Source organism: Sphingobacterium sp. UBA7038 (assembly GCF_002494055.1).
Lineage (GTDB): Bacteria > Bacteroidota > Bacteroidia > Sphingobacteriales > Sphingobacteriaceae > Sphingobacterium > Sphingobacterium multivorum.
This window is the reverse complement of record NZ_DLAV01000015.1, coordinates 326,623-348,655: the sequence shown is the minus strand read 5'-3', so window position 1 is coordinate 348,655 and position 22,033 is coordinate 326,623. Positions and strand designations below refer to the sequence as shown.

The window sequence follows — 22,033 nt, the reverse complement described above, 5'->3', positions numbered from 1 at the left end:
TTTGAGACAGCCTCTTTTTTTATCAATCTATATTAATGCATGTCATTTAAATCACTTCACATAGGTTTTTAAAAAAGTGTCCAGGTCTAGCGTCTTCGTTTCTTCACCTTCCTTCTCCCGGACCAGCACATTTCCAGCATTATCAGCATCTAGAAATAATAAGGTCGCCTTTAATAAAATCTTTCCATTTTCATCCAACAATCCAACTTTACCATTTTCAGAGAACATCAAATAATTGTCTAAAAATTTACTGATATTTTCCTTCTTGTCAAGCAGAACTTTCCCTTCCTGTGTAACCAATCCAAAATTACCATCCTTCTGAAAAATAGCAAGTTTTTGATTTGCTGGCGTAAGCCAGTCAAACCCTTCCTTATTTACCTTCCCCCCCTTCTTATCCAACAACCAAAAATAATTATCCTTATCTGAAACAATAGCAGTCTGCTCATTAAAATACGCTAAAGAGAAAAGAGAGCAAGGCAGCACATCTTCTCCCGCCATGTTTTTTATACCATAATATTCATCATTGGTATCTTTATCCTTGACCATGGTCCATTTAAGTGACTTATCCAATGGGAAAGTATCTTCAAATAAACTCACATCTTCCCCCTCACTCGTATTACCTCCCCCCGAGATATCAATCACCTTTGCATTTTTGGGAAGCTCGAAATCTGCCGCAGAAGATACATTGGTGACTTTCGTTGTTTCAAAACCAAGATCATTGTTCTCACCCAAAGACAATTTGAGCACACCTCCAGGCAAATCATTGATAAATGAAAATGCCGTCAAATAATAAGTAGGCACCGCTTCCGAATACCATACCGTTGCTACTGCAGAATCGGCATTGTTTTTTATAAATAACTTTGCTTTCTTACAGGTAATTCCCGCTATCGATTCGATCTCGCCCATATCTTGCAGCTGCACATAGGGACCTTCCGACTCCCCTAACTTCGCACTGACAATCTTATAGGCTGGATTGTATGCTTCGGCAGTAACAATATCATCACCGACCGAATACGAATATGTTTTTGCTAATTTTCGATTTAAAATAGCATGTGCTTTTTGATTCACGACAGTGGAAGAATAATCGGCATCTGTTAAAATTTCCACATTCCGATAAGCCATTTTTCCTTTCAAAAATGGCTCATAAAACTCTTTTGCAAATTCCGGAACTTCATTTTCAAATTTTTCAGGTGAAACTTCGCCTTTAAACACCAACTCCATCTGCCATTGCTTATCTTGCGCATAAGTTGTCGAAATTGATAATCCAAATAATAGTGCAACGCTGAGTAAATTATTCATAAGAATGATAAATATGTAGCTAAATAACAAAAGACAGACCAAAAAGCCTATCTTTTGCTCTATTTTTTTATTTATTTACTTTTTTCTCTTCATATTTCCATAAAATGTAAAAACGTGATCGCTAAGCAAAATGAACTACAATTTTATCATCTGTTTTGTTTTCACCGCTTCGTCACATGCCAAAGCAATCCGTAGACTATTAACAGCATCTTCCATCGAATCAGAAAGGTCCAAATTATCTACAATCGCCTGCAGAAAGAATAATTGCTCCCGATTACATAATTCTTGATGATCAGGCTCATCAGATAAGTTGACCCACTCATCGACCTTCGTAAATTCGTTTGCCGAATCTAAATCGGCGTAATGTACGCGAAGGCTTTCTGTTTGTGTATGGGATGCTACCGAATCCGATTTACCTTCATCGCTTGCTTTGTTTGCGATAATGGAAACGGCGCCCTTAGGTCCAAAAACGTCCTTTACAAAAAAAGCGTTTTGACTGACCATTGGTCCCCATCCGGCTTCATACCATCCTACGGACCCATCTTCAAAATGCAGCTGCAATTGTCCGTAGTTGTAGTTCCAGGCAGGAATCTCATCGGTTAACCGTGCACCTATTGCAGATACATACAATGGCTTCGCCCCCACCATTTGACACATGACATCAATATAATGAACTCCGCAGTCAACAATGGGACTTAAACTAGACATCAGATTTTTATGCACATCCCACATATACCCATGGCTCTGCTGATTCAGGTTCATACGCATAACAAGTGGCTTTCCCATTGTTTTGGATATTTCAATAAATTTGATCCAGGAGGGATGATACCTCAAAATATATCCAACAACCAATTTTTTATCGTATTGCAGCGCTGCATCGACGACTTCCTGCGCCGAAATCACGTCTTCAGCTAAAGGCTTTTCAATAAAAACATGAGCGCCAGCCTGAAAGGCTTTTATAGCATACGCTTTATGTGTATCTGGATAGGTCGCAATACAAACGGCATCCGGTTTCGTTTCCTGAAGTGCATCCTCATAAGATTCAAACAGTTTATAGTTACCTCCCAATTGCTCATTCAGTTTACTTTTGCTCTCCCCGCGAGCTACTAGACCCACAATTTGAAAGCCATCTAAATCGTGATATGCCTTCGCATGAGATGCGCCCATATTTCCACATCCAACAACCAATATTTTAATAACCTCTTGTATCATTTTTTTTCTATTGCTATATTATTTCTTTAATCCATCCAAAGCAAAGGCCGCTCCCGTTCCTAGTACAGCTCCTGCTAATACATCGGAGGGAAAATGTACGCCCAAATACATCCTTGAATATCCCACGCTACTCGCCCATAAAAGGGATGGCGCAACGACGTACCACTTCGAGTAGGCTCGAGACAAAGCAGAAGCCGTAGCAAAAGCAGATGACGTATGACCAGAGGGAAAGGAATACCCACCGGCTGTACGAACCGATATGAAATTAGGATATTTTTTAAATGGCCTACTTCGCTTAAAGATATGTTTTAAACCAACATTCACTAGCGCTGTTACAGCCGTACTACTGGCGACATACAGGGCATTCTGACGCATTGCCTTATCATCGTTGACCGCACCTGCCACCAGTAAACCAACAGGAACGGCTATCTGAACATAGTTATTGATATCAGAAAGCACTTTAAATGTTTGTGTTTGTGGCGCTGTCCGAGTCTCAGCTATGGACTCCAATATCCGGATATCTAACGTAGACGCTGGACTTTCTTGTCCTAGAACAGGGCCATAAAGACAGTTAACCCAACAAATAAAAATAAAAGCTAATCTTTTCATCTAACAAATAATTGATCTAATTTACCATTCCCTTGAATTAGGTACCACTAAACACACTACTCCAATTTATTAAACAACAACTTCTCCCCCCACTATTGTCACTTTTATCCGTTATTAACTTAATAAGTCACTCCCCAATCCTTAAAAATAAGGAAATTTATGAGAGTTGTCACCCTATCAAGAAACATTTCGATTGGACAAAATTTCACAGCTCACTATTGGCGTAATTCAAACAGCTTACTATAGGATAGGAAATCAGCATTGTCTTTTGTCTAAATTATAGTGTATTCCCCAATCAATGACCTAGTTTTTACAATTTTTTCAAGAAAATTGAATTCATTTCAACAACAAGTCCATTAGGATAAGAATTTTAAAATGATAGTCTTGCATTTCCCATTAATTTACTATACATTTGCTTGCAGTTATTAATACAAACATGGTCTATACTTGCGTACATCATTTTCATTTTCATCATCGCCATTGTGGCGATATGTTAATTTAATGTGTTCTTACGTAGAATACCTTCCCTCTTGTTTGATTTCTTATTATTAATAATTTACTGCTAACATTTATAAAGCGTTGAAAAATCTTAAAATTGCTATCCAAAAATCGGGTAGGTTAAACGAAAAATCTGTTCAATTACTGAAAAATTGTGGTTTAGACTTCGAGAACTACAAAAGTTCTTTAATCACCACGGTTGGGAATTTCCCACTCGAAATATTATTTCTGAGAGATGATGATATTCCGGGATATGTGGAACAAGGTATAGCCGACCTGGGCATCGTCGGTGAAAACATCATTGATGAGACCGAATCCAAAGTAGAATACATCAAGAGGCTTGGTTTTGGAAAATGTACGTTGAAACTGGCTATTCCCAAAGATAGCACCATCCAAGACGTTAAAGACCTTAACGGCAAAGCAATCGCAACCTCTTATCCAAATATCCTAAAGAATTTTCTAGACGAGTATAAGATCAATGCAGATATCCGTTTGATATCTGGCTCAGTTGAAATTTCTCCCGGTTTGGGTCTTAGTGATGCGATCTGTGATATCGTATCGACCGGTGGAACACTAAAAAGTAATGGTTTGAAGCCTTTTGCTGATGTTAAAAATTCAGAAGCCATATTGGTCGGAAGAAAGGGATTGGAAGGCAATGAAGTTTTGGCGGAATTAGTGCAACGTATCGAATCTGTTCTTTTAGCAAAAGAAACTAAATATGTGGTATTGAATGTCGAAAAGAAAAATTTGCCGGCTATTACTTCTTTATTACACGGTGTTAAGAGTCCTACGGTTGTTCCACTGGCAGAAGAAGGTTGGGTTGCTGTACACACTGTTATCACGGAAGATGACTTTTGGGATAAGATCAATAAGTTAAAAGCTGAAGGTGCCCAAGGTATCGTTGTAATGCCAATTGAAAAAATCATCCTTTAAACTTGACACGCGAGGTACGACTATGTTAAAAAAATATGATTACAAGACCCTAGGGAAAGAGGAAATACAACAATTAGTTGCCCGAAATATGGACCCCAACAATGCAATTCAGGATGTTGTTCAGGAGATTATTCAACAAGTACGTCAACAAGGTGATGTGGTTCTGCGCGAATATGCCGCCAAATTTGATAAAGTTGAACTTGACAGATTATATTTAGACGAGGAAGATATCGACGCTTTGGCGTCTACCATAGGCCGTGATCAACAGAGAGCACTTGAAATCGCTTTTCAAAATATCCATAAATTCCATAGTACACAGCTAAAAAGAGAGCGTACGGTTGAAACAATGCCCGGTGTAAAATGCTGGCGAGAAGTCCGTCCGATTGAAAAAGTTGGACTTTACATCCCTGGCGGGTCAGCAGTTTTACCAAGCACGCTTTTAATGCTTGGTGTCCCGGCAAGGATAGCTGGATGCAAAGAGATCGTCGTTTGTTCTCCACCTCAATCCAATGGAAAAATCAATGGCTTTATCGCTTTTTGTTTAAAATTACTTAAGATAAACAGAATATACTTAGTTGGAGGTGCTCAGGCTGTTGCAGCGATGGGTTTTGGAACGGAGACCATACCAAAAGTGGATAAGATCTTTGGCCCGGGCAATCAGTTTGTCACAAAAGCAAAATCCATCATACAGGGGCTAGCAAATGTCAGTATTGATATGCCTGCAGGACCATCCGAAGTGCTGGTCGTCGCGGATGAATCGGCAAGCCCAGCATTTGTGGCAGCAGATCTTTTGGCACAGGCTGAACATGGAGCCGACAGTCAAGCAGTCCTGGTTGCAACATCCAATGCGCTAGTTGATGCAGTCAACACAGCCCTTGTAGCCCAGTTAGCGGTTTTGCCACGCAAGGAACTCGCTTCAAAAGCGATTGAAAATTCCTATGCAGTAACTGTTGAGACGCTTCAGGAGGCCATACAGTTTTCAAACGATTATGCACCAGAACACCTTATTTTGGAGACGGACCAATGGGAATCCTTAACACGCTATATCAGCAATGCTGGTTCTGTTTTTTTAGGACACTTAACACCTGAAAGCGCAGGAGATTATGCCTCAGGTACAAATCACACACTACCGACATCAGGTTATGCACGCTCCTATTCAGGCGTATCGGTAGATTCTTTTGTTAAAAAAGTTACCTTTCAACATATAAACGAAACCGGGCTTCAACAAATCGGATCAGTGGTTGAAATACTCGCTGAACTCGAGGGACTACAGGCGCATAAAAATGCGATTTCCATTCGGAAGAATGGATAAAAATCCCTATTGAAAACACAAAAAAGGCTTTACAATGTAAAGCCTTTTTTGTGTGATTGATCGCATAAATATTGTCTCGTAATGCCAACTGAATTATCTTCCAAAGGTGTCATAATTATCTGTTGCATATCTTTCAAACCTAGTCAGCAAGGCTATATTATCTTTTTCCAGTTGACTTAAGTCTGCACTCACATCTTTTGAAATAGGTACATACCAATCTACAGGCTCAAAAAATTGGCGAATGCTGGGTTTAGTAAACGCATAGCCATGTCGGGCGAAAATGGTATTCCGAATAATTTCCAAATCTAATTTCTTGAGGTTTTTCAGATCTTTCTCTGTCAACTTTTGCTTAGACGCATTTACAGTAAAGACTGCGGGAGATGCAGATCTATAATATTGTATAATGTATGTATACGTTGAGTCACCATCCACGTCAGTTTCCTCTTTTCTTTTTTCATTAATCCAGTCAACCAACGTCCCCTCCTCTCCATCCTGATTTTTAAGCATCAGATTTGGATTATAGGCAAATTGTTTTTTCAACAATTTAAAGTTTCGCTTTTTGATCTTTACACCCTGGTCATACGCAGACCAGTTACCAATTAGCGTGTCATGATTAAGCTTAATTTCAAAACGCCCGTCGGATTTTCTGTCTCCAGGTTCATCCAATAATAAGCGAATATCAGCACCGTTTTCTTCCAACTTCCCCACAAAAGAGCGCAGATTCCCCTTTACAACATTCTGTCCATAAACACCTCCTTTATCGGTAATTTTCTTTATCGTCAGATTTATCTTCGGAGCGTAATCCGTTGTTGGCAAACCCTCATCTTCTCCAAGTGTTCTTTCATCAACGACAAAGTCGCCAACCCAATTACCGTAAAGTTCCTGATGGGCCTCACGCTCGACGGCAACAGTATCTTTTATTTCGGCAGTTTCATTCTTTTTACTTTTCCCATCCTTACAACCAAGGACTGCTCCAAGCAATAACAGTAAACAAAGGTTTTTCTTCATAATTTATGATTTTTTTGATAAATAATAAATTCCGCCAGCAACAAATTAGGTATCCATCCCAGCCATGTAATAATTTGATAAACATCCATGGGATTGGGCTGAAAGAAGTATACTAAAGCAACCTTCCAAAAACGTAGGGTCAATGCCGAGCAGGTTAATGCAAAACTACGGATCATAAAATCACGGTGTTTATCAAATTTTCGCTGACTCGCCAAACGAACTGCCCGCCATGTAAAATAGCACCATCCAAGCCCCAATAATTCAAAGGCAATAATAGCGGTTAACCCGCCATTCGCCACGGATCCAATAAGCAAACCTGAAGGAGCGGCAAAAACCAAAATGGCGAATACATATAAATACCCGATACTTCGATGGACTCGCGGATATTTATTCAATAGATAAGTATTAAACTGCGTAAAGCCGGCAGGCAAGGCAAAGATAGCCGTGCAAACATGGATATAAAAAACGTAGCGATACCACCAAAGTGATTCTATTTCGGTCTGCTTAATCATCAAGAAATTAGCATCGAGAGAGAAGCCGCGATAGCGAAAAGTAATTTCAGCCATCAACAGGCAGCTGTAAGCAAAGATTAAAAGCCAAAATCCATGTAATATCGAAAATTGAGCCCTTTTAAACATACCTTTTTTATTTACTCCGAATCGCTTCTACCGGATCCAGTCGAGAAGCCATTAAAGCTGGAACAATGCCCGATATTAACCCAATAAAAGTAGAAAGTGAAACAGTAAGCATTACCATTTTCAAACTGACCACAATAGCAACGCCAGTCGCAGCTTGTACCACAAAAGCCAAAAAATAGACGACAACGAGACCAATCCCTCCACCCAACAAACAAAGTACAATAGACTCTACTAAAAATTGTGAAAGAATAAAGAAATTTTTAGCTCCTAGCGCTTTCTGAATTCCGATGATATGTGTACGTTCTTTGACACTTACAAACATAATATTGGCAATGCCAAAACCGCCGACTAAAATTGAAAAAATACCAATTGAAAAACCCGCCAGATTAATGATACCAAAAAGCTGATCCAATGCACCTGTGATCATTGTTGTCTGGTTAATGGAAAAATTCTCCTCCCGTTGTGGTGATATACGACGAATCGACCGCATAAGTGTTTTCGCTTCGCTCTCAGCCTCGCCAAGCGTGTAGTTCGATTTAATAACCATCGCTATACTCGGTGAGAAATTATCATAGTTGACCAAATTTCTAGCCAGCTCAAACGGAATAAAGGCTGTATCATCCGGAGAGGTATTAATCAATACACCATTTCCTTCTTTCTTTAATACACCAATAACCTGAATTTTTCGGCCTAACATATTGATATATTTGCCAACTGGTTCCTCATTAGGAAAAAGCCCCTCTGCAATATTTGCGCCCAACACAGTTACAAGAGCTCCACCCCTCGACTCACTTTCAGCAAAGTAACGACCATCTATAATATTCAAATTTTGAATGTAAAGATTTTCGTAAGTCGCAGCATTAACCGATGAGCCTTGGGCCGAATTATTTTTATATTTAATAGTCGTATTGCCGATATTGATCATATACGCCATATACTCAGCCGTCGTCATCCGGCTTTTTAAATCCAGGTAATTATTGTATGTGGGTTCGGGTCTATTCAAGTATTTCCACCAAGGGAAATTTGGGCCGCCATCCCAGGGCCATTTTTCGATATACAGTGTTTTGCTGCCAATCTTCTTGACTGATTCCTCTATATTATTCCGTAGGGTATCTACTGCAGAAAATACACCAATAATCGTAAAAATACCGATGGTCACACCCAGCAGCGAAAGTAAGGTGCGAGTACGATTGTCTTTCAATGCCGAAAAAGCAAACTGACAACTCTCCAATATCAATCTAAAAAATAGCATAATTGTATTCTAAAATACAATATAGTTTTGATTTAATGTCAAAATCCCCAAAAATATATACATTAATTAGAAATATGGCTCTTCCATACCCGAAAAAGTTATAACTTTGTATGCTTTTGGCAGCCTGGTATTTGGTGCACTGTAATGCACTGAAAGGCAGATATTAATATATACTATTATTAAAGATGAAGTTATCTCAATTTAAATTCAACTTACCAGAATCATTACTTGCTTCTGAACCTTCTGAAAATCGTGACGAATCACGCTTGATGGTCCTACATAGAGATACTGGTAAAATTGAACACAAAATTTTCAAAGATGTATTGGATTATTTCGATGACAAGGATGTCATGATCTTAAACAATACTAAAGTTTTTCCAGCGCGCCTTTACGGTAATAAAGAAAAAACTGGAGCGACGATTGAAGTTTTCTTGTTGCGTGAATTGAACAATGAACTTCGTCTTTGGGATGTATTGGTAGACCCTGCGCGTAAAATCCGTGTAGGCAACAAATTATATTTCGGTGATGATGATTTATTGGTTGCCGAAGTGGTTGACAATACAACTTCTCGTGGTCGTACAATTAGATTTTTATTTGACGGTACCGATGAAGAGTTCCGCCGTAATATCGAAATCTTAGGTGAAACTCCGCTTCCTAAATATATCAAGCGTAAAGCTACACCGGAAGATAAATTCCGTTATCAAACAATCTATGCAAAAAATGAAGGGGCTGTCGCTGCACCTACAGCGGGACTTCACTTCTCCAGAGAGTTAATGAAACGCTTGGAACTAAAAGGCGTTGATTTTGCAGAAGTTACTCTTCACGTTGGGCTTGGAACTTTCCGTACCGTTGAAGTCGAAGATTTAACCAAACATAAGATGGATTCCGAACAGTTTATCATCACTGATGAGGCTGCGCGCGTTGTTAATAAAGCTATCGATAACAAACGTCGTGTGTGTGCTGTAGGAACGACTTCTATGCGTGCAATAGAATCTTCTGTTTCTGCAGACCATCACTTAAAAGCGGCTTCTGACTGGACCAGTAAGTTCATCTACCCTCCTTACGATTTCAGTATTGCAAACTCGATGATTACAAACTTCCACACGCCAGAATCTACACTTTTGGTGATGATTGCTGCTTTCGCTGGTTACGAAAACGTCATGAATGCATACGAAGTTGCAGTAAAAGAAAAATACAGATTCTATAGCTATGGTGATGCCATGTTAATTATCTAATGATTTGATATAACAAAAACAGAAAACGTGGATGGCTTCATAACTATCCACGTTTTTTTTAAATAAAAACCCTTCAATAATACCATGAATTTTGCCATAATCGTTGCTGCAGGAATCGGAAACAGGATGAAAAGCGATCTTCCAAAGCAGTTTCTTAACTTGGATGGGCTGCCGATCGTGATGCATACTATTGATCGCTTCTATCAATCCAACACCATTTCAGAAGTTATCTTGGTAATCAGTGAAGCAATGGAAAGCTATTGGAACCAGTTATGTGTAAAGTATCAGTTTGACAGACCAATACATATTGCATTTGGCGGAAAAACTCGTTTCGAAAGCGTAAAGAACGGTATAGACTACATTAAACAAAACTTCGACATTGGTCCTAAAGATTACATCGCCGTACACGATGGAGCTCGTCCGATTATTTCGGACCATTTAATTAGAAAGGCTTTTCAGGGAGCTTACGAACACCAAGCAATTGTATTGGCACAAAAGAGTGTTGAATCGGTGCGTTTAGGAAATATATCCACAAATACCGCCACAGATAGAAATCAGATTTGGCTGATACAAACTCCACAAGTCTTCCTCGGAGCATTGTTGTTAAAATCCTACCAACAAGATGAAGATCCACTTTTTACAGATGATGCTTCAGTGGTCGAAAAAACGGGCAAAAGTATTTATATTGTTGAAGGTGATTCTAAGAATATAAAAATCACCTATCCCCAAGACTTACAAATTGCCCAACTTTATTTAAAACTAATTTAAATGGTTAAGCATTGCCACGAATAACACGTAGTAATACAACGATAATTGCAATCACCAAAAGAATGTGGATGATATTATTTCCAGCCGCATAACCTCCAAAAAAGCTTATCGCCCAAATGATAACTAAAATAACGGCGATGATGTACAGTAAATTTCCCATTTCCTTATAATTTAATACCTAATTTATTTTTTATAGGTATAACAACGAAAAAAGGACTATAGTTTTATATTAAATAGATTAGGTTATATCCAACTGTAATCTGTCATAGGCTAGAAACATATTTTCGGGCAATTCTCCTGAAACAACTTCATGCAATCCCATTCGATGCCCAATATGTGTAAAATAGGTTTTGTCGGCATGAATATCATCGGCAAATTCAATCGCCTCTTCCAACGTTAAATGTGAAATATGAGATTCCTTCTGTAAAGCATTTACGACAAGAATCTTTACTCCTTCCAATAATTTTCTTGATTCGTCAGAAATGAACTTCGCATCAGTAATATAGGCGAAATCTCCAATTCTAAAGCCCAACACAGGCATTTTATAATGCAGGACTTCGATAGGCATAATTTCCTTTCCGAATAAAGACAATGGCACACCAGCCTTTATCTCTTCCAAATCCAGTCTAGGCGCTCCTGGGTATTTAATTTCCGTAAATGCATAATAAAATTCACGCTTTAGTGCTTCATGAAGTGCTTCGGTGCCGTAAATTGAAATAGAACTATGCTGCTGATAATTAAACGCTCTAACATCGTCCAGTCCCGCAATATGATCTTTATGTGAGTGCGTCATTAATACGGCGTCCAAATGCATAACTTTCTCGCGCAGCATCTGGTATCTAAAATCAGGACCGGTATCGACAACCAATGTATGCTGATTGTATTCAATAAGAATAGAAGAACGTAATCTCTTATCACGTTTGTCTTCAGATTGACAGACCTGACATTGGCATGCTATTACTGGCACCCCTTGTGATGTTCCGGTTCCTAAAAATGTTATTCTCAAGCTACAATTTTTGATTTCAACACATCTTCATATAGTGGAAGAAATTTTTCAGAAATAACCTCCGAATCAATATCAATATCCAGTAATATATTCCACAGTGACTGGATTTTTATTTCAAGATTCGAAAACTTATTGACTACGACCACTTTTGTCGTCTGCAACATACAGGCACCGGTACGAAAGGAACCTTTCTCGTACCTCACTTTATACCCCTGCTCTTTGAAAAACTCCTCTATTTTCGTTAAACTGCTTTGTGTAAACGGTAACAAAATCTCTCCTCCTTTTAAATTTCTACCTCAGTCTCCCAAACTTAGATAAATTTGATTTTATATACAAATAAAATCACGAATGTCAATCAATCGACCAACTTAAGGAGTTCATTGCCAAAAGTATCCCAGCTATATTTCTTTTTCTCGTCAATAATATTTGTTCTAAATTGCTCTTCTTTATTGTAGTGGTAAAATGAAAAAATACCGTCGGCCATTTGACGGGCATCAGGTTCCACGACATAACCAACATACTCATGCTGAACTAATTCAGGCAATCCCCCAACGTTACTGACAATCATCGGTAAATCAAAATGATAAGCAACCTGCGTAATTCCACTCTGTGTAGCACTCCGATAGGGCAAGACCACACAATCTGCCGCTGAAAAATACCTTCCGACCTCCTGATTAGGAATAAAATCAGTATGCATAAAAATAAACTCTTCCAGTTTATACTTTTTTATAAGGTTCAAATAAGGAGCAGGGTCACCATAAAATTCGCCTGCGAGCAGCAATTTCACCCCAAGGGTACGTATTCTGGGATCAGCCAATGCCTCCAGGAGGATATCCAAACCCTTGTATTGACGAATAAAACCAAAAAACAATACGACTTTATCCCCCTCGGCAATCTTAAGTAATCGACGTGCTTCCTTTTTACTCTGATGTACACCATAGTTATCATAGAGTGGATGCGGCGTATATACCGCTGGCATTTTCGGGCTTAACATTTTCAGATCTGCCAGCACACTTTTACTCATGGTGAGACAAGCATCAACAGACTTTAAAAAATAACGAATCAATAAGCTATCCCCTATCCGTTGTTCATGAGGAATGATATTATCAGCGATGCATACAATCTTAGTATGTTTATTTTTTCGAACTTGTCGTTGAATTGTTCCCAAACAAGGTCCAAAAAACGGCATCCAAAATCGTACAATAAGCAAATCATAATTTGCCTTTTTTAGTTCTTTACCTACCTTAATCCAATTAAATGGATTAATGGAATTGACCGTGGTCTTAATATGAAGGCCAGTTGGTGCTGGCTCATCCGAATATTGAGACTTTCCGGGAAAAAGGAAATTAGGATACTGTAAGCTGAAAGAATAGATGTCCACTTCATGCCCTGCTTCCTGAAAGTGAAATGCCAATCGTTCATTAAAAGATGCTATCCCACCGCCCCTTAACGGATAAGCGGACCCTAAAATCACAATTCGCATAATTAATTAAATGACTTTCTCAATTTGATAATCATTCCGATCGGAGCTGCTTCTAGACACTAATTCAGCCAAAAAACCAGTCAGAAATAATTGTGTTCCCAAAATAATCGCTGTCAGCGCAAAGAAAAATAAAGGTTGATCTGTTATATCTCTAAATGGTGTGCCGCTGGCGATACTCATCAATTTGTGGCAAATTAAATAAATGGAGATAAATAAACCTGCAAGAAAACTAATCACGCCCATAACACCAAAAAAGTGCATCGGTCTTTTCGAAAATTTCCCGACAAAAAATATGGATAATAAATCTAAGAAACCTTTCACAAAACGACCCGGGCCAAATTTGGTGGTACCATATTTACGTGGGTAATGCTGTACTACCTGTTCCTGTATATTGGTAAATCCTGCCCATTTTGCAATAACAGGGATGTAACGATGCATCTCGCCATAAACTTCGATGTTTTTGACAACATCTTTCTTATAAGCTTTAAGACCACAATTAAAATCATGCAGGTTATAAATTCCAGACATCGATCTTGTCACCCCATTGAATAATTTGGTTGGGATTGTTTTGGTCAATGGGTCATAGCGTTTTTGCTTCCAACCCGATACTAAATCCGCTCCCTTATTCACGATCCGATCATACAGTTCAGGAATCTCATCTGGACTATCCTGTAGATCTGCATCCATTGTAATAACCACATCGCCCTGTGCAGCAGCAAAGCCTACATTTAAAGCCGCAGATTTTCCGTAATTGCGTCGGAACTTTATCGCAGAAATATTCGTGTTCTTTAACTTCAACTCTTCGATAACTTTCCAAGAATTATCTTTACTCCCATCATCAACTAAAATAATTTCATAGGAAAAATGATTGGCCGCCATAACGCGGTCGATCCAAGCTGTCAATTCGGGTAAGGATTCTTCTTCATTAAATAAAGGAACAACAACAGAAATATCCATGTGAATGTTAATCATGCTAAAAATGTAGTATTATAATACCAACAAAGGTATTACTTTTTCAGTAATACCTTATAGGGTCAATTTTATTTTATTAAACACTAATTGGTCTCTTGTTTGATCACCAATTTTTCTCGTTTTGTCAAGGCTGATAATAGTAATGCAAAAACAAATTGAAACATCAGCGTGATAGCCAACCCTTTGAGCACCTGCCCTAACGTTATCTTTCCAATAGCATCAACTTGCTTTTCAAGTTCCGCGATTTTTGAATCGATAACCTCATCCGGCACATTGTTCTTTTCCATATACTCAATTGTAACATTAATTGTATGTGTCTCCACCTTTTCTTGTAAAGTTGGATTAATGAAATTAACATACGCCTGTGTCCCAATTGTTGAAATAATAGTGGAAATAGCAAGCATCATAAATATGGATTTTAATGCTATAGAAAAATTCCAGTATCCGCCATTTGCTTTCCTAAGAGAGAAAGCGAAAAGCGCAGAAATAATAACAAAAAGACCAGTATTAACAATAAATGACATCGACATTACCCCCCAAAAGGAATTTAAGTCTTTGACAACAAACAAGACGACTAATCCGAGAATGAAAGAAATTATTCCCAGGATAACACCGTAAATAATACTTTTCTTTTTGTCAATTACCGCATCAAATCCTACATTACTTTGGTTGATTGAATCTGCCATAAAAATTATTTGTTATAGTAAGTACTAATTATTTGGTAAAGTGCAATATCAAATGCCTTATTGGAAGACGCTTCTGCATACTCTTCAAATTGTTTTTCAGATGGTTTCAACTCACTAAAGAAGCTCATGATAGGATAAAAAAGTTCGTAGACTTCACTTCTCGGATTTAATCCTTTTCCTACTTTTGCAATTTCAGCATACGGGCTATCTACTACAATTTGATTGGCAATGATATCTTCATAAATTTCATGCTCATCCTGAAATTCATCTTCATCAACTAATAAAAATTCCTTTAAGAAATCATCCAATTCAGGTTCAATCTCATCGTCCTTGCATTCCCCTAAATAAAGAAAAATATTCAACAATTCTGTTCCCCTATCTATAGTTTCATCTTCTATAGCCTCCCATTCCTCGGAATCCAAATAGTCATCTTCAAGCTTTAAAACATCATTGGAGAAAAAGTTCATGAGTAAAAGGTCTACATAAACCTCACGCAACTCATCAAAAAGTGGATAATCATCAAAAGATTGATCCAACAGTTCTAATTTCTCTAAATAACTTGCTTCCGTATTGAATACGGCAATAATCTTTTCAAGAAATTCCGGGGCAGTCGAGATCCCATCAACCTTGCCATAATTTAATATACCTGCCTCAACGGCTGCTTTAATATTTGCTTCCATGGTTTTAATCGTTTTTTATGATTTGATTATTATTGATGATCAATTCGACAGCACCTTTTAAAGTCTGTCCAAATAATGGAGAATTTTTAGATTTAGATCTATTTGTTGTTTCATCGAAGTTCCAAGTCTTCACAGGGTCAAATACGACAAGATTGGCTATTGCTCCCTCCTCAATAAGAGGAACTTCAAGTCCTAGAATCTGCCGGGGTCTAACTGAAAGACTATTGACAATTTGTTCTTCATTTAATCCAGCACGAACCAAGAGTGGTAATACGGTCTGCAGTCCAATAATTCCATTTTTTGCAATATGGAATTCAACATTCTTAAATTCTATTTCATGCGGTGTGTGTTGCGAAACGACAGCATCGATAGTACCGTCCTTAACGCCTTTAAGTAATACCTTCAGATCTGCCTTTGTGCGTAATGGGGGGCTTACCTTATAATTACTATCAAAACCGACAATATCATCGTCAGTAAACACCAATTGATGTGCAGCAACATCACATGTTACTGGAAGACCTTTTGCTTTCGCTTTTTTTATCAGATCGACAGCTTCTGGAGTGCTGATGGATGCAAAATGAATTGGAGCTCCAGTATATTCCGCTAAATACAGATCACGAGAAACCATTAACGATTCGGCCAGGTTAGGAATACCTTTCATTCCCAAATAAGTACTCATCGCACCTTCATTCATTTTGTTTCCACCTGCCATAGACTCATCTTCAGCATGTGAAAAAATCAATCCATCGAATCCCTTAGCGTATAACAACGCTCTGCTCATTAATCCCGCCTGCTGTACACTCCTGTTTCCATCACTAAAAGCGACAGCACCCGTTTGCTTCATATCAAATAGCTCGGCCAGTTCTTTCCCTTCTCTCTTTTTACTGATCGCTCCAATTGGATGTACATCAACAATATTTCCTTTCGCTGTATTGACAATAAGTGCAACCTCGGAACGGCTTTGAATCGCCGGTTCGGTATTAGGCATTACGGCTACTCCAGTAAATCCTCCAGCAGCAGCTGCTGCGCTTCCACTAACGATGTCTTCTTTGGTTTCTAATCCAGGTTCTCCAAAATTGGCATGTAGGTCAAAAAAACCTGGCGCTAAAACTTTTCCGGCACCATCTAAGGTTTCTATGTTTTTATCAGCTACTTTGACAGATTTTCCAATCTGTGCAATCTTTCCCTTTTCGATAAATACATCAACTTGCTGCTGATGAAATTCGTTACCAGGTAAAATTACTTTAACAGAAGTAATCAATAAGCTTTTCATATATGAATGTGATTGAAATTAAAAGGATACAACTTATTTATCGAAGCGGGTAGCGTGCGCAGTAAGAATGGACAGACAGTGGCTTTATCACTATAAATCATATAGCTATAAATAACTTTTTCGCGTGATGCTCGTGATTGCTTCATTTCGAGAAACAAAGTTACAAAATACAAATTTATTATAGAACATTAAAAATAGATTTCAACGAGGAATAACTAGGCATTTTCTCCCCACTGATAATGTTTAAATTCAAACCCAGCAAGACTCAAAATCCGATCAACCACGGTTTCTGCGACTTCGTCCAAAGTCTTTGGTAAGCTATAGAATGAAGGTGATGCCGGACAAATGATACCTCCGGCCTCTGTCACCAATTTCATGTTCTGGATATGTATAATACTTAGTGGTGTCTCACGGGTAACCAAAATCAATCTTCGTCGTTCTTTTAGCACGACATCGGCCGCTCGGGTTGTCAAATCAGAAGACACACCGTGGGCTATCCTTGATAATGTCCCCATTGAACACGGACAGACAATCATCGTATCATAGCGAGCCGATCCTGATGCAAAAGGAGCAAAGAAATCACCCTTGTCATAAAACTTGAACGGCACATCCTGATAACTCTCATCGCCCAACTCCGCACGCCATACATCCTTCGCATTATTCGACATCACAATCCCAACCTCTGCGATCTGTGTTTTTAATACCAATAGTTTTTTAAGTAAAACTTTAGCATAGATTGAGCCGCTAGCTCCAGTAATGGCAACAACAATTTTTCTCTTAGACATCTCTTTTAAAATAATAAAAACAAAGCTATAAAAAAAGGGTCGTAGTGAGAAACACCCGACCCTACATCTACCTATGAAAAACATGCCCTTGGGAGGGGCTTAACAAAAGTACATCTACTTTTTAATTTACAAAAACATTATGCGCATTACTACACATTTGTGTATATAAAATACCCTAAAAATTCCTTTTTCCCAGATTTTAAGATCCAATTCACCCCGCAAAAAAAAACTTCTTCCAAATTTCAGTTCAATCCAAAGGAAAATTAAATACAAATATTTTCGCAAATCAAACGCTTATTCTCATCAATAAAGTCTATTTTAGTAACAACGTTAGACAATTTGTTAAGACATGAACCTTTCCGTTTTAGAACAATATATTGAAGAAGGCAAAAGCCATGATATCGACTTATTATTGATTGGGAATCCCGAACTTTTACAAGAAACAACGAGTCATGGAATTTCTCCCCTACTATTGGCTTGCTATTACAACAAACCCCAGATCATACGGATACTTTTACAACACACCAAATCCATGACTATCCATGAGGCTTGCGCGGCTGGGTTAACTTCATACTTGGAGGCCATTATTTCGCAAGCACCATCTGTTGTCAATGAATGGTCGTCACAGGGCTTTACGCCATTAACTTTAGCAACATATTTCAACAAAACAGACATTGTACGTCTTTTACTGTCCAAAAAAGTCAATCCGAATGTCGTAACCAAAAATGAACAACTCACCACTGCGCTACATATTGCCGCTGCAAACAACAATGAAGAGATCGGTAAGTTGCTAATCGAGGCCAATGCTAATGTCAATGCCATTCAAGCGACTGGCGAAACTCCACTTCATTTCGCTGCCCAATATGGTAATATCGATTTTATTGTTGCCTTACTCGAAAATGGAGCCGACACCAGAATCATCAATATTTCAGGGTTAGCTCCAATGGACCTGGCCTTTGAAAAAGGCCATAAAGAGATCGCAGAGATCTTAAAAAATTAATTTCTTTTTAAAATTTCGCATCCGATTCTGCAATGAAGGCAGCGTTTCCGATCACAGTAAAATCTCTTTAATTGTAAAATCCCCTGACTTTGCAATGCGCTTTGAACTTGCCAATCATATTGGGCAAACTGTCTCACAACCATATTTTTTTCTGAAGGAAGCTGCTCCAAAAGAGTTAGGGCCCTATCAATATAGGTCTGAATACTGAAATATTTACCGTATGAAAAAAGAAAAACAATAATCACATTAATAACAAGCGTGTCAATAGTTTCATTACCCAACCGAAGTGTTTCTTTTATCTTCGTTTTTGTACCAAAGGAAAAATGTCCGTCAAAATAATCACTTAGAGACGCTATCTTAAATAATTTTCGAGCTCTTTCCAAATCATCGACAGCCAAAATCTTGGCAACGCCCAACTCGTTCTTGCTAAACAAGACAGCTAATTGAGCAATTCGCCGTTCGGGAAAATTATATGGTCTCATTCTCATCCTCTTCCAAACCCCATAAACAACCTCTATACCGTGTATATGCTTTTGATACTCAAATTCACCGGCTAACTGCTTCATATACTCGCTTCCTGACTCCTGAATTAACAACCCACTAACCCCAAAGAAAAGAGCTTCTATTTTAAATAGGTTTGAACGATATTTTTGTAAAATGTTCCAAGGTAATTTCTCCCCAAGCTCCTGAAATGTATCGGCATTAACTTTTAATCCTATACATCTGCAAATCCATACCCATAACGTTTTTTCCCAATCCGTATTAAATTGATCTAAAATCAACAAAACTTGTTGAACCTTCATTTCTAGGCGTTCAACAGCTAAAGTACTCAGCCACATGGATTTTTTAAAAAGATCAATTGAACCAAGCTGAAACTCACAAGGTATCGAACTTTTTGCGTTCATCATCGTTGAATACCGTTCCAACAGATGCTGTTCGACATATTCCGAAAGCACCAATGTCGGTATTGATGTACCGTCATTTCGGTAAATAACTTTATCGTTTCTCCAAACCACATGTAAGATAACGTTATTATAAACGGTATCTTCTTGATGACAATGTCGATCCCAATCCGAAGATTGGATATGCATCTCGACATGACCAAACCAATCATTATCTTTACACCTAATATGTGACATGAGGAAATCGGGGCCTGAATCTGTATTGTATTGCCCCACATGAACAACGGCCAAGGGTTCACCATCCGTAGAATGCAACCCATTTGCACGGAATAGCCGAAGTTTCCAGATAAACTGCATTAAGTTTTCTGTAACTAACATAATTGTAATTTAAGAATTAAATTAACCGGCTATGGCTTAATTCCCTAAATATACAATTTAATAATCACTGTTTCTTATAGATCTTTAAAAGATCATTGGAAACCAATTTACTTTCAAGCAATTGTCCACTAAATTGTGGAGCCGTAATTCCATTAAATAGCTTTGTTTCGGTTTCAAACACCCTCGCCTCATCCCAGAGATCCGCATCGATAAACATGTGCAGCGTAGCACGCCCTCCTTCAATGATGATTGACTGAACATCCATTAAATATAGTTGATAAAGAATATTCTGCGGCAGATACAACCCGTAATTTTCAAGCTCAATATACTTAACATTTGATGTCCAATCTGTCTTTTTAGCATTGAAGACGATTGTATCAGCTTGATCATCTAGAATATTGGCATCTAGTGGAATGGCAAGATCTCTATCTAAAAGAATACGCAATGGGTTGTTACCCTGCCATTCTCTTACGGTCAGACTGGGATTATCTACAACTGCGGTATTTGTACCGACCAAAATAGCATCTTCCTCTGATCTCCAGCGGTGAACCAACTGTCGGCTAGCAGCATTGCTTAACCAAATTTGTTTATTTTGCATCCCCATAAAACCGTCCTTCGACTGCGCCCATTTTAGAATAACATAGGGGCGGAATTGACCAATACGTGTAAAAAACCGACGGTTGAGCCATACAGCCTCTTTTTCCAGTAAACCAATTTCAACTTCAATACCTGCTTCGCGCAGTATCTCAACTCCCTTGCCATTCACCTTGGCGAAAGGGTCCAAACAAGCGATATAGACTTTTAAGGGTTTTAGCTCTGCAATCATATTGGCACATGGCGGTGTCTTTCCATAATGCGCGCAAGGTTCAAGGCTAACATAAAAAATACTTCCCTCGATAAGCCGTTTTGCTTCTTCCCCATACTTTTGTACAACCTGCTGTACCGCATTGACCTCAGCGTGTGGTCCACCATATGGAGAAGTATATCCTTCACCGATAATTTTACCGTCCAAAACAATGACAGCCCCAACCATTGGATTGGGACTCACTGAACCCGCGCCCATTTGGGCCAGTTCCAAACAACGATGCATATATTGCTTGTGCATATCCATGGATACAAATCTATGAAAATCGTACCTTTGACACATGAAAATACTTCAAGATTTCGAATTATTATTTCAACATGAGCTTCAGGGGTTATATGATGAGGATGAAATAAAAGCAATATTCTTAGTGGTTGTTGCCGAAAAGTTTGGGTTAAATAGAACCAATTATCAATTGAGAAAAACAGATATCGTCAAGGAGGCGGATAAGGCTGAAGTACTTAGCATCCTTCAGAATCTAAAAAAGCACAGACCTATACAGTACATACTCAATAAAGCAGATTTTTATGGTGAAGTTTTCCAGGTCAATGAATCGGTCCTCATTCCACGCCAGGAAACTGAAGAACTTGTCGATCTGATCATCAAAAACCACAAATCTTCTCAAAACCTAAAAATTATAGATATCGGAACTGGCTCTGGCTGCATCCCGATCACCTTATCAAAGCATCTCAATAATGCCCTAGTAACAACGATAGACATCTCAAAAGAGGCGATAAAAACAGCACAAGAAAATGCTAAGAATTTAAAAACTCAGGTTCAATTTATCAATGCGGATATATTTGAATGGGAATACATTTTCTCCGACCAACACTATAATATCATTGTATCCAATCCGCCCTATATAACCCCGGGAGAAAAGCAGCACATGAATCAAAACGTATTGGCTTATGAACCTGAGCTCGCATTATTCATTGAAGAAAGCGCTCCATTGATTTTTTATGATGTTATTTCATCCTTTGCTTTGAAACATTTAACCCCAGATGGAGATCTATATTTTGAAATCAATCAATATCTCGGTCCAGAAATGAAGGAACTTATGGTCAAAAAAGGATTTGAACAGGTCAAACTCATAAAAGATATCAATGGAGCAGACCGAATAATCCATGCAAAAAAAGCGCGATAAAAAAATAATCCGTTTATTTATTAACAGTTAAGGCCTTTTCGTCAAAATTTGCATGCTATAATTTGGCATATATCAAAAGAAATTCTACCTTTGCATCA

At 38.3% G+C, this 22,033-nt stretch carries 23 protein-coding genes; 6 read left to right on the top strand and 17 right to left on the bottom strand.

Features of this window, described 5'->3' with window-relative positions; translation table 11 throughout:
• Positions 1 to 51: 51 nt before the first annotated feature.
• The 3 genes from B3H30_RS10590 to B3H30_RS10580 all read right to left on the bottom strand — a co-directional run bounded on the left by B3H30_RS10590 (position 52) and on the right by B3H30_RS10580 (position 3,120).
• Complete coding sequence (locus tag B3H30_RS10590) at positions 52 to 1,299, bottom strand: hypothetical protein (protein ID WP_070567673.1); 1,248 nt, start codon at positions 1,297 to 1,299, stop codon at positions 52 to 54.
• Between the two features lie 135 nt (positions 1,300 to 1,434).
• Complete coding sequence (locus B3H30_RS10585) at positions 1,435 to 2,511, bottom strand: Gfo/Idh/MocA family protein (protein WP_070567675.1); 1,077 nt, start codon at positions 2,509 to 2,511, stop codon at positions 1,435 to 1,437.
• 18 nt (positions 2,512 to 2,529) lie between these two features.
• Positions 2,530 to 3,120, bottom strand: coding sequence for a phosphatase PAP2 family protein (locus B3H30_RS10580; RefSeq protein WP_070567677.1), 591 nt, complete (start codon positions 3,118 to 3,120; stop codon positions 2,530 to 2,532).
• Between the two features lie 579 nt (positions 3,121 to 3,699).
• Between B3H30_RS10580 and hisG the strand changes: the two genes are divergently transcribed.
• A complete protein-coding gene (hisG, locus tag B3H30_RS10575; RefSeq protein ID WP_070567679.1) occupies positions 3,700 to 4,551 on the top strand; it encodes an ATP phosphoribosyltransferase in 852 nt (283 codons plus the stop codon).
• Between the two features lie 22 nt (positions 4,552 to 4,573).
• Positions 4,574 to 5,863: a histidinol dehydrogenase gene (gene hisD / locus B3H30_RS10570; protein WP_070567681.1), complete on the top strand. Its 1,290-nt coding sequence runs from the start codon at positions 4,574 to 4,576 to the stop codon at positions 5,861 to 5,863.
• Between the two features lie 93 nt (positions 5,864 to 5,956).
• Here hisD and B3H30_RS10565 read toward each other — a convergent pair whose 3' ends face one another.
• The 3 genes from B3H30_RS10565 to B3H30_RS10555 all read right to left on the bottom strand — a co-directional run bounded on the left by B3H30_RS10565 (position 5,957) and on the right by B3H30_RS10555 (position 8,761).
• The gene (locus B3H30_RS10565) at positions 5,957 to 6,871 is read right to left on the bottom strand and encodes a YARHG domain-containing protein (RefSeq protein WP_070567683.1); all 915 of its coding nucleotides are present in this window, start codon (positions 6,869 to 6,871) and stop codon (positions 5,957 to 5,959) included.
• Entirely contained in the window at positions 6,868 to 7,437 is a 570-nt protein-coding gene (locus B3H30_RS10560; RefSeq protein ID WP_236560230.1) for a DUF2306 domain-containing protein, read from the bottom strand. Before B3H30_RS10560 ends, B3H30_RS10565 begins: the two co-directional genes overlap by 4 nt.
• A 79-nt stretch (positions 7,438 to 7,516) precedes the next feature.
• Complete coding sequence (locus tag B3H30_RS10555; protein WP_175442026.1) at positions 7,517 to 8,761, bottom strand: ABC transporter permease; 1,245 nt, start codon at positions 8,759 to 8,761, stop codon at positions 7,517 to 7,519.
• Positions 8,762 to 8,946: 185 nt separating this feature from the next.
• Here B3H30_RS10555 and queA point away from each other — a divergent pair, with 185 nt between their 5' ends.
• Both queA and B3H30_RS10545 read left to right on the top strand, forming a co-directional pair.
• On the top strand, positions 8,947 to 9,996 hold the full coding sequence (queA, locus tag B3H30_RS10550; protein WP_070567689.1) for a tRNA preQ1(34) S-adenosylmethionine ribosyltransferase-isomerase QueA: 1,050 nt from the start codon (positions 8,947 to 8,949) through the stop codon (positions 9,994 to 9,996).
• A gap of 84 nt (positions 9,997 to 10,080) precedes the next feature.
• A complete protein-coding gene (locus B3H30_RS10545) occupies positions 10,081 to 10,764 on the top strand; it encodes a 2-C-methyl-D-erythritol 4-phosphate cytidylyltransferase (RefSeq protein ID WP_070567691.1) in 684 nt (227 codons plus the stop codon).
• Positions 10,765 to 10,768: 4 nt separating this feature from the next.
• Here the strand turns inward: B3H30_RS10545 and B3H30_RS10540 are convergent, their stop codons facing one another.
• The 9 genes from B3H30_RS10540 to B3H30_RS10500 all read right to left on the bottom strand — a co-directional run bounded on the left by B3H30_RS10540 (position 10,769) and on the right by B3H30_RS10500 (position 17,649).
• A complete protein-coding gene (locus tag B3H30_RS10540) occupies positions 10,769 to 10,924 on the bottom strand; it encodes a lmo0937 family membrane protein (RefSeq protein WP_104382583.1) in 156 nt (51 codons plus the stop codon).
• A 78-nt stretch (positions 10,925 to 11,002) separates the two neighbouring features.
• Positions 11,003 to 11,770, bottom strand: a complete 768-nt coding sequence (locus B3H30_RS10535; RefSeq protein ID WP_070567693.1) for an MBL fold metallo-hydrolase — start codon at positions 11,768 to 11,770, stop codon at positions 11,003 to 11,005.
• Positions 11,767 to 12,039 (bottom strand): hypothetical protein, encoded by a 273-nt coding sequence (locus tag B3H30_RS10530; protein ID WP_070567695.1) that lies wholly within the window; start codon positions 12,037 to 12,039, stop codon positions 11,767 to 11,769. Before B3H30_RS10530 ends, B3H30_RS10535 begins: the two co-directional genes overlap by 4 nt.
• An 86-nt stretch (positions 12,040 to 12,125) precedes the next feature.
• Positions 12,126 to 13,253 (bottom strand): glycosyltransferase, encoded by a 1,128-nt coding sequence (locus B3H30_RS10525; protein ID WP_070567696.1) that lies wholly within the window; start codon positions 13,251 to 13,253, stop codon positions 12,126 to 12,128.
• A gap of 6 nt (positions 13,254 to 13,259) precedes the next feature.
• Entirely contained in the window at positions 13,260 to 14,210 is a 951-nt protein-coding gene (locus B3H30_RS10520) for a glycosyltransferase family 2 protein (protein WP_046674669.1), read from the bottom strand.
• A 98-nt stretch (positions 14,211 to 14,308) separates the two neighbouring features.
• Positions 14,309 to 14,911 (bottom strand): DUF4199 domain-containing protein, encoded by a 603-nt coding sequence (locus B3H30_RS10515; RefSeq protein WP_070567698.1) that lies wholly within the window; start codon positions 14,909 to 14,911, stop codon positions 14,309 to 14,311.
• Positions 14,912 to 14,916: 5 nt separating this feature from the next.
• Positions 14,917 to 15,591, bottom strand: coding sequence for a hypothetical protein (locus B3H30_RS10510; RefSeq protein WP_070567700.1), 675 nt, complete (start codon positions 15,589 to 15,591; stop codon positions 14,917 to 14,919).
• A gap of 4 nt (positions 15,592 to 15,595) precedes the next feature.
• Positions 15,596 to 16,864 (bottom strand): dihydroorotase, encoded by a 1,269-nt coding sequence (locus tag B3H30_RS10505; protein ID WP_070567702.1) that lies wholly within the window; start codon positions 16,862 to 16,864, stop codon positions 15,596 to 15,598.
• Between the two features lie 215 nt (positions 16,865 to 17,079).
• Positions 17,080 to 17,649 carry a UbiX family flavin prenyltransferase gene (locus B3H30_RS10500; protein WP_070567704.1) on the bottom strand — a complete coding sequence of 190 codons (570 nt, stop codon included), beginning with the start codon at positions 17,647 to 17,649 and terminating at the stop codon, positions 17,080 to 17,082.
• A 349-nt stretch (positions 17,650 to 17,998) separates the two neighbouring features.
• Between B3H30_RS10500 and B3H30_RS10495 the strand changes: the two genes are divergently transcribed.
• Complete coding sequence (locus tag B3H30_RS10495) at positions 17,999 to 18,649, top strand: ankyrin repeat domain-containing protein (RefSeq protein WP_070567707.1); 651 nt, start codon at positions 17,999 to 18,001, stop codon at positions 18,647 to 18,649.
• Here B3H30_RS10495 and B3H30_RS10490 read toward each other — a convergent pair.
• A complete protein-coding gene (locus tag B3H30_RS10490) occupies positions 18,646 to 19,929 on the bottom strand; it encodes a DUF2851 family protein (RefSeq protein ID WP_070567709.1) in 1,284 nt (427 codons plus the stop codon). The two genes, B3H30_RS10495 and B3H30_RS10490, sit on opposite strands and share 4 nt — an antisense overlap.
• 64 nt (positions 19,930 to 19,993) lie before the next feature.
• Complete coding sequence (ribD, locus tag B3H30_RS10485; RefSeq protein WP_070567711.1) at positions 19,994 to 21,040, bottom strand: bifunctional diaminohydroxyphosphoribosylaminopyrimidine deaminase/5-amino-6-(5-phosphoribosylamino)uracil reductase RibD; 1,047 nt, start codon at positions 21,038 to 21,040, stop codon at positions 19,994 to 19,996.
• Positions 21,041 to 21,074: 34 nt separating this feature from the next.
• Here ribD and prmC point away from each other — a divergent pair, with 34 nt between their 5' ends.
• Positions 21,075 to 21,935: a peptide chain release factor N(5)-glutamine methyltransferase gene (gene prmC, locus B3H30_RS10480; protein WP_070567713.1), complete on the top strand. Its 861-nt coding sequence runs from the start codon at positions 21,075 to 21,077 to the stop codon at positions 21,933 to 21,935.
• Positions 21,936 to 22,033 lie beyond the last annotated feature (98 nt).

Excerpts from the sequence above, each read along its gene's own strand:
- B3H30_RS10540 (WP_104382583.1), bottom strand. The coding sequence starts at position 10,924 with ATGGGAAATTTACTGTACATCATCGCCGTTATTTTAGTTATCATTTGG.
- B3H30_RS10510 (WP_070567700.1), bottom strand. The coding sequence starts at position 15,591 with ATGGAAGCAAATATTAAAGCAGCCGTTGAGGCAGGTATATTAAATTAT.
- B3H30_RS10520 (WP_046674669.1), bottom strand. The coding sequence starts at position 14,210 with ATGGATATTTCTGTTGTTGTTCCTTTATTTAATGAAGAAGAATCCTTA.
- B3H30_RS10505 (WP_070567702.1), bottom strand. The coding sequence starts at position 16,864 with ATGAAAAGCTTATTGATTACTTCTGTTAAAGTAATTTTACCTGGTAAC.
- B3H30_RS10515 (WP_070567698.1), bottom strand. The coding sequence starts at position 14,911 with ATGGCAGATTCAATCAACCAAAGTAATGTAGGATTTGATGCGGTAATT.
- ribD (WP_070567711.1), bottom strand. The coding sequence starts at position 21,040 with ATGGATATGCACAAGCAATATATGCATCGTTGTTTGGAACTGGCCCAA.
- B3H30_RS10580 (WP_070567677.1), bottom strand. The coding sequence starts at position 3,120 with ATGAAAAGATTAGCTTTTATTTTTATTTGTTGGGTTAACTGTCTTTAT.
- B3H30_RS10590 (WP_070567673.1), bottom strand. The coding sequence starts at position 1,299 with ATGAATAATTTACTCAGCGTTGCACTATTATTTGGATTATCAATTTCG.
- B3H30_RS10500 (WP_070567704.1), bottom strand. The coding sequence starts at position 17,649 with ATGTCTAAGAGAAAAATTGTTGTTGCCATTACTGGAGCTAGCGGCTCA.
- B3H30_RS10555 (WP_175442026.1), bottom strand. The coding sequence starts at position 8,761 with ATGCTATTTTTTAGATTGATATTGGAGAGTTGTCAGTTTGCTTTTTCG.
- hisD (WP_070567681.1), top strand. The coding sequence starts at position 4,574 with ATGTTAAAAAAATATGATTACAAGACCCTAGGGAAAGAGGAAATACAA.
- B3H30_RS10525 (WP_070567696.1), bottom strand. The coding sequence starts at position 13,253 with ATGCGAATTGTGATTTTAGGGTCCGCTTATCCGTTAAGGGGCGGTGGG.
- B3H30_RS10495 (WP_070567707.1), top strand. The coding sequence starts at position 17,999 with ATGAACCTTTCCGTTTTAGAACAATATATTGAAGAAGGCAAAAGCCAT.
- B3H30_RS10560 (WP_236560230.1), bottom strand. The coding sequence starts at position 7,437 with ATGGCTGAAATTACTTTTCGCTATCGCGGCTTCTCTCTCGATGCTAAT.
- B3H30_RS10545 (WP_070567691.1), top strand. The coding sequence starts at position 10,081 with ATGAATTTTGCCATAATCGTTGCTGCAGGAATCGGAAACAGGATGAAA.
- queA (WP_070567689.1), top strand. The coding sequence starts at position 8,947 with ATGAAGTTATCTCAATTTAAATTCAACTTACCAGAATCATTACTTGCT.
- prmC (WP_070567713.1), top strand. The coding sequence starts at position 21,075 with ATGAAAATACTTCAAGATTTCGAATTATTATTTCAACATGAGCTTCAG.
- B3H30_RS10585 (WP_070567675.1), bottom strand. The coding sequence starts at position 2,511 with ATGATACAAGAGGTTATTAAAATATTGGTTGTTGGATGTGGAAATATG.
- B3H30_RS10490 (WP_070567709.1), bottom strand. The coding sequence starts at position 19,929 with ATGTTAGTTACAGAAAACTTAATGCAGTTTATCTGGAAACTTCGGCTA.
- B3H30_RS10565 (WP_070567683.1), bottom strand. The coding sequence starts at position 6,871 with ATGAAGAAAAACCTTTGTTTACTGTTATTGCTTGGAGCAGTCCTTGGT.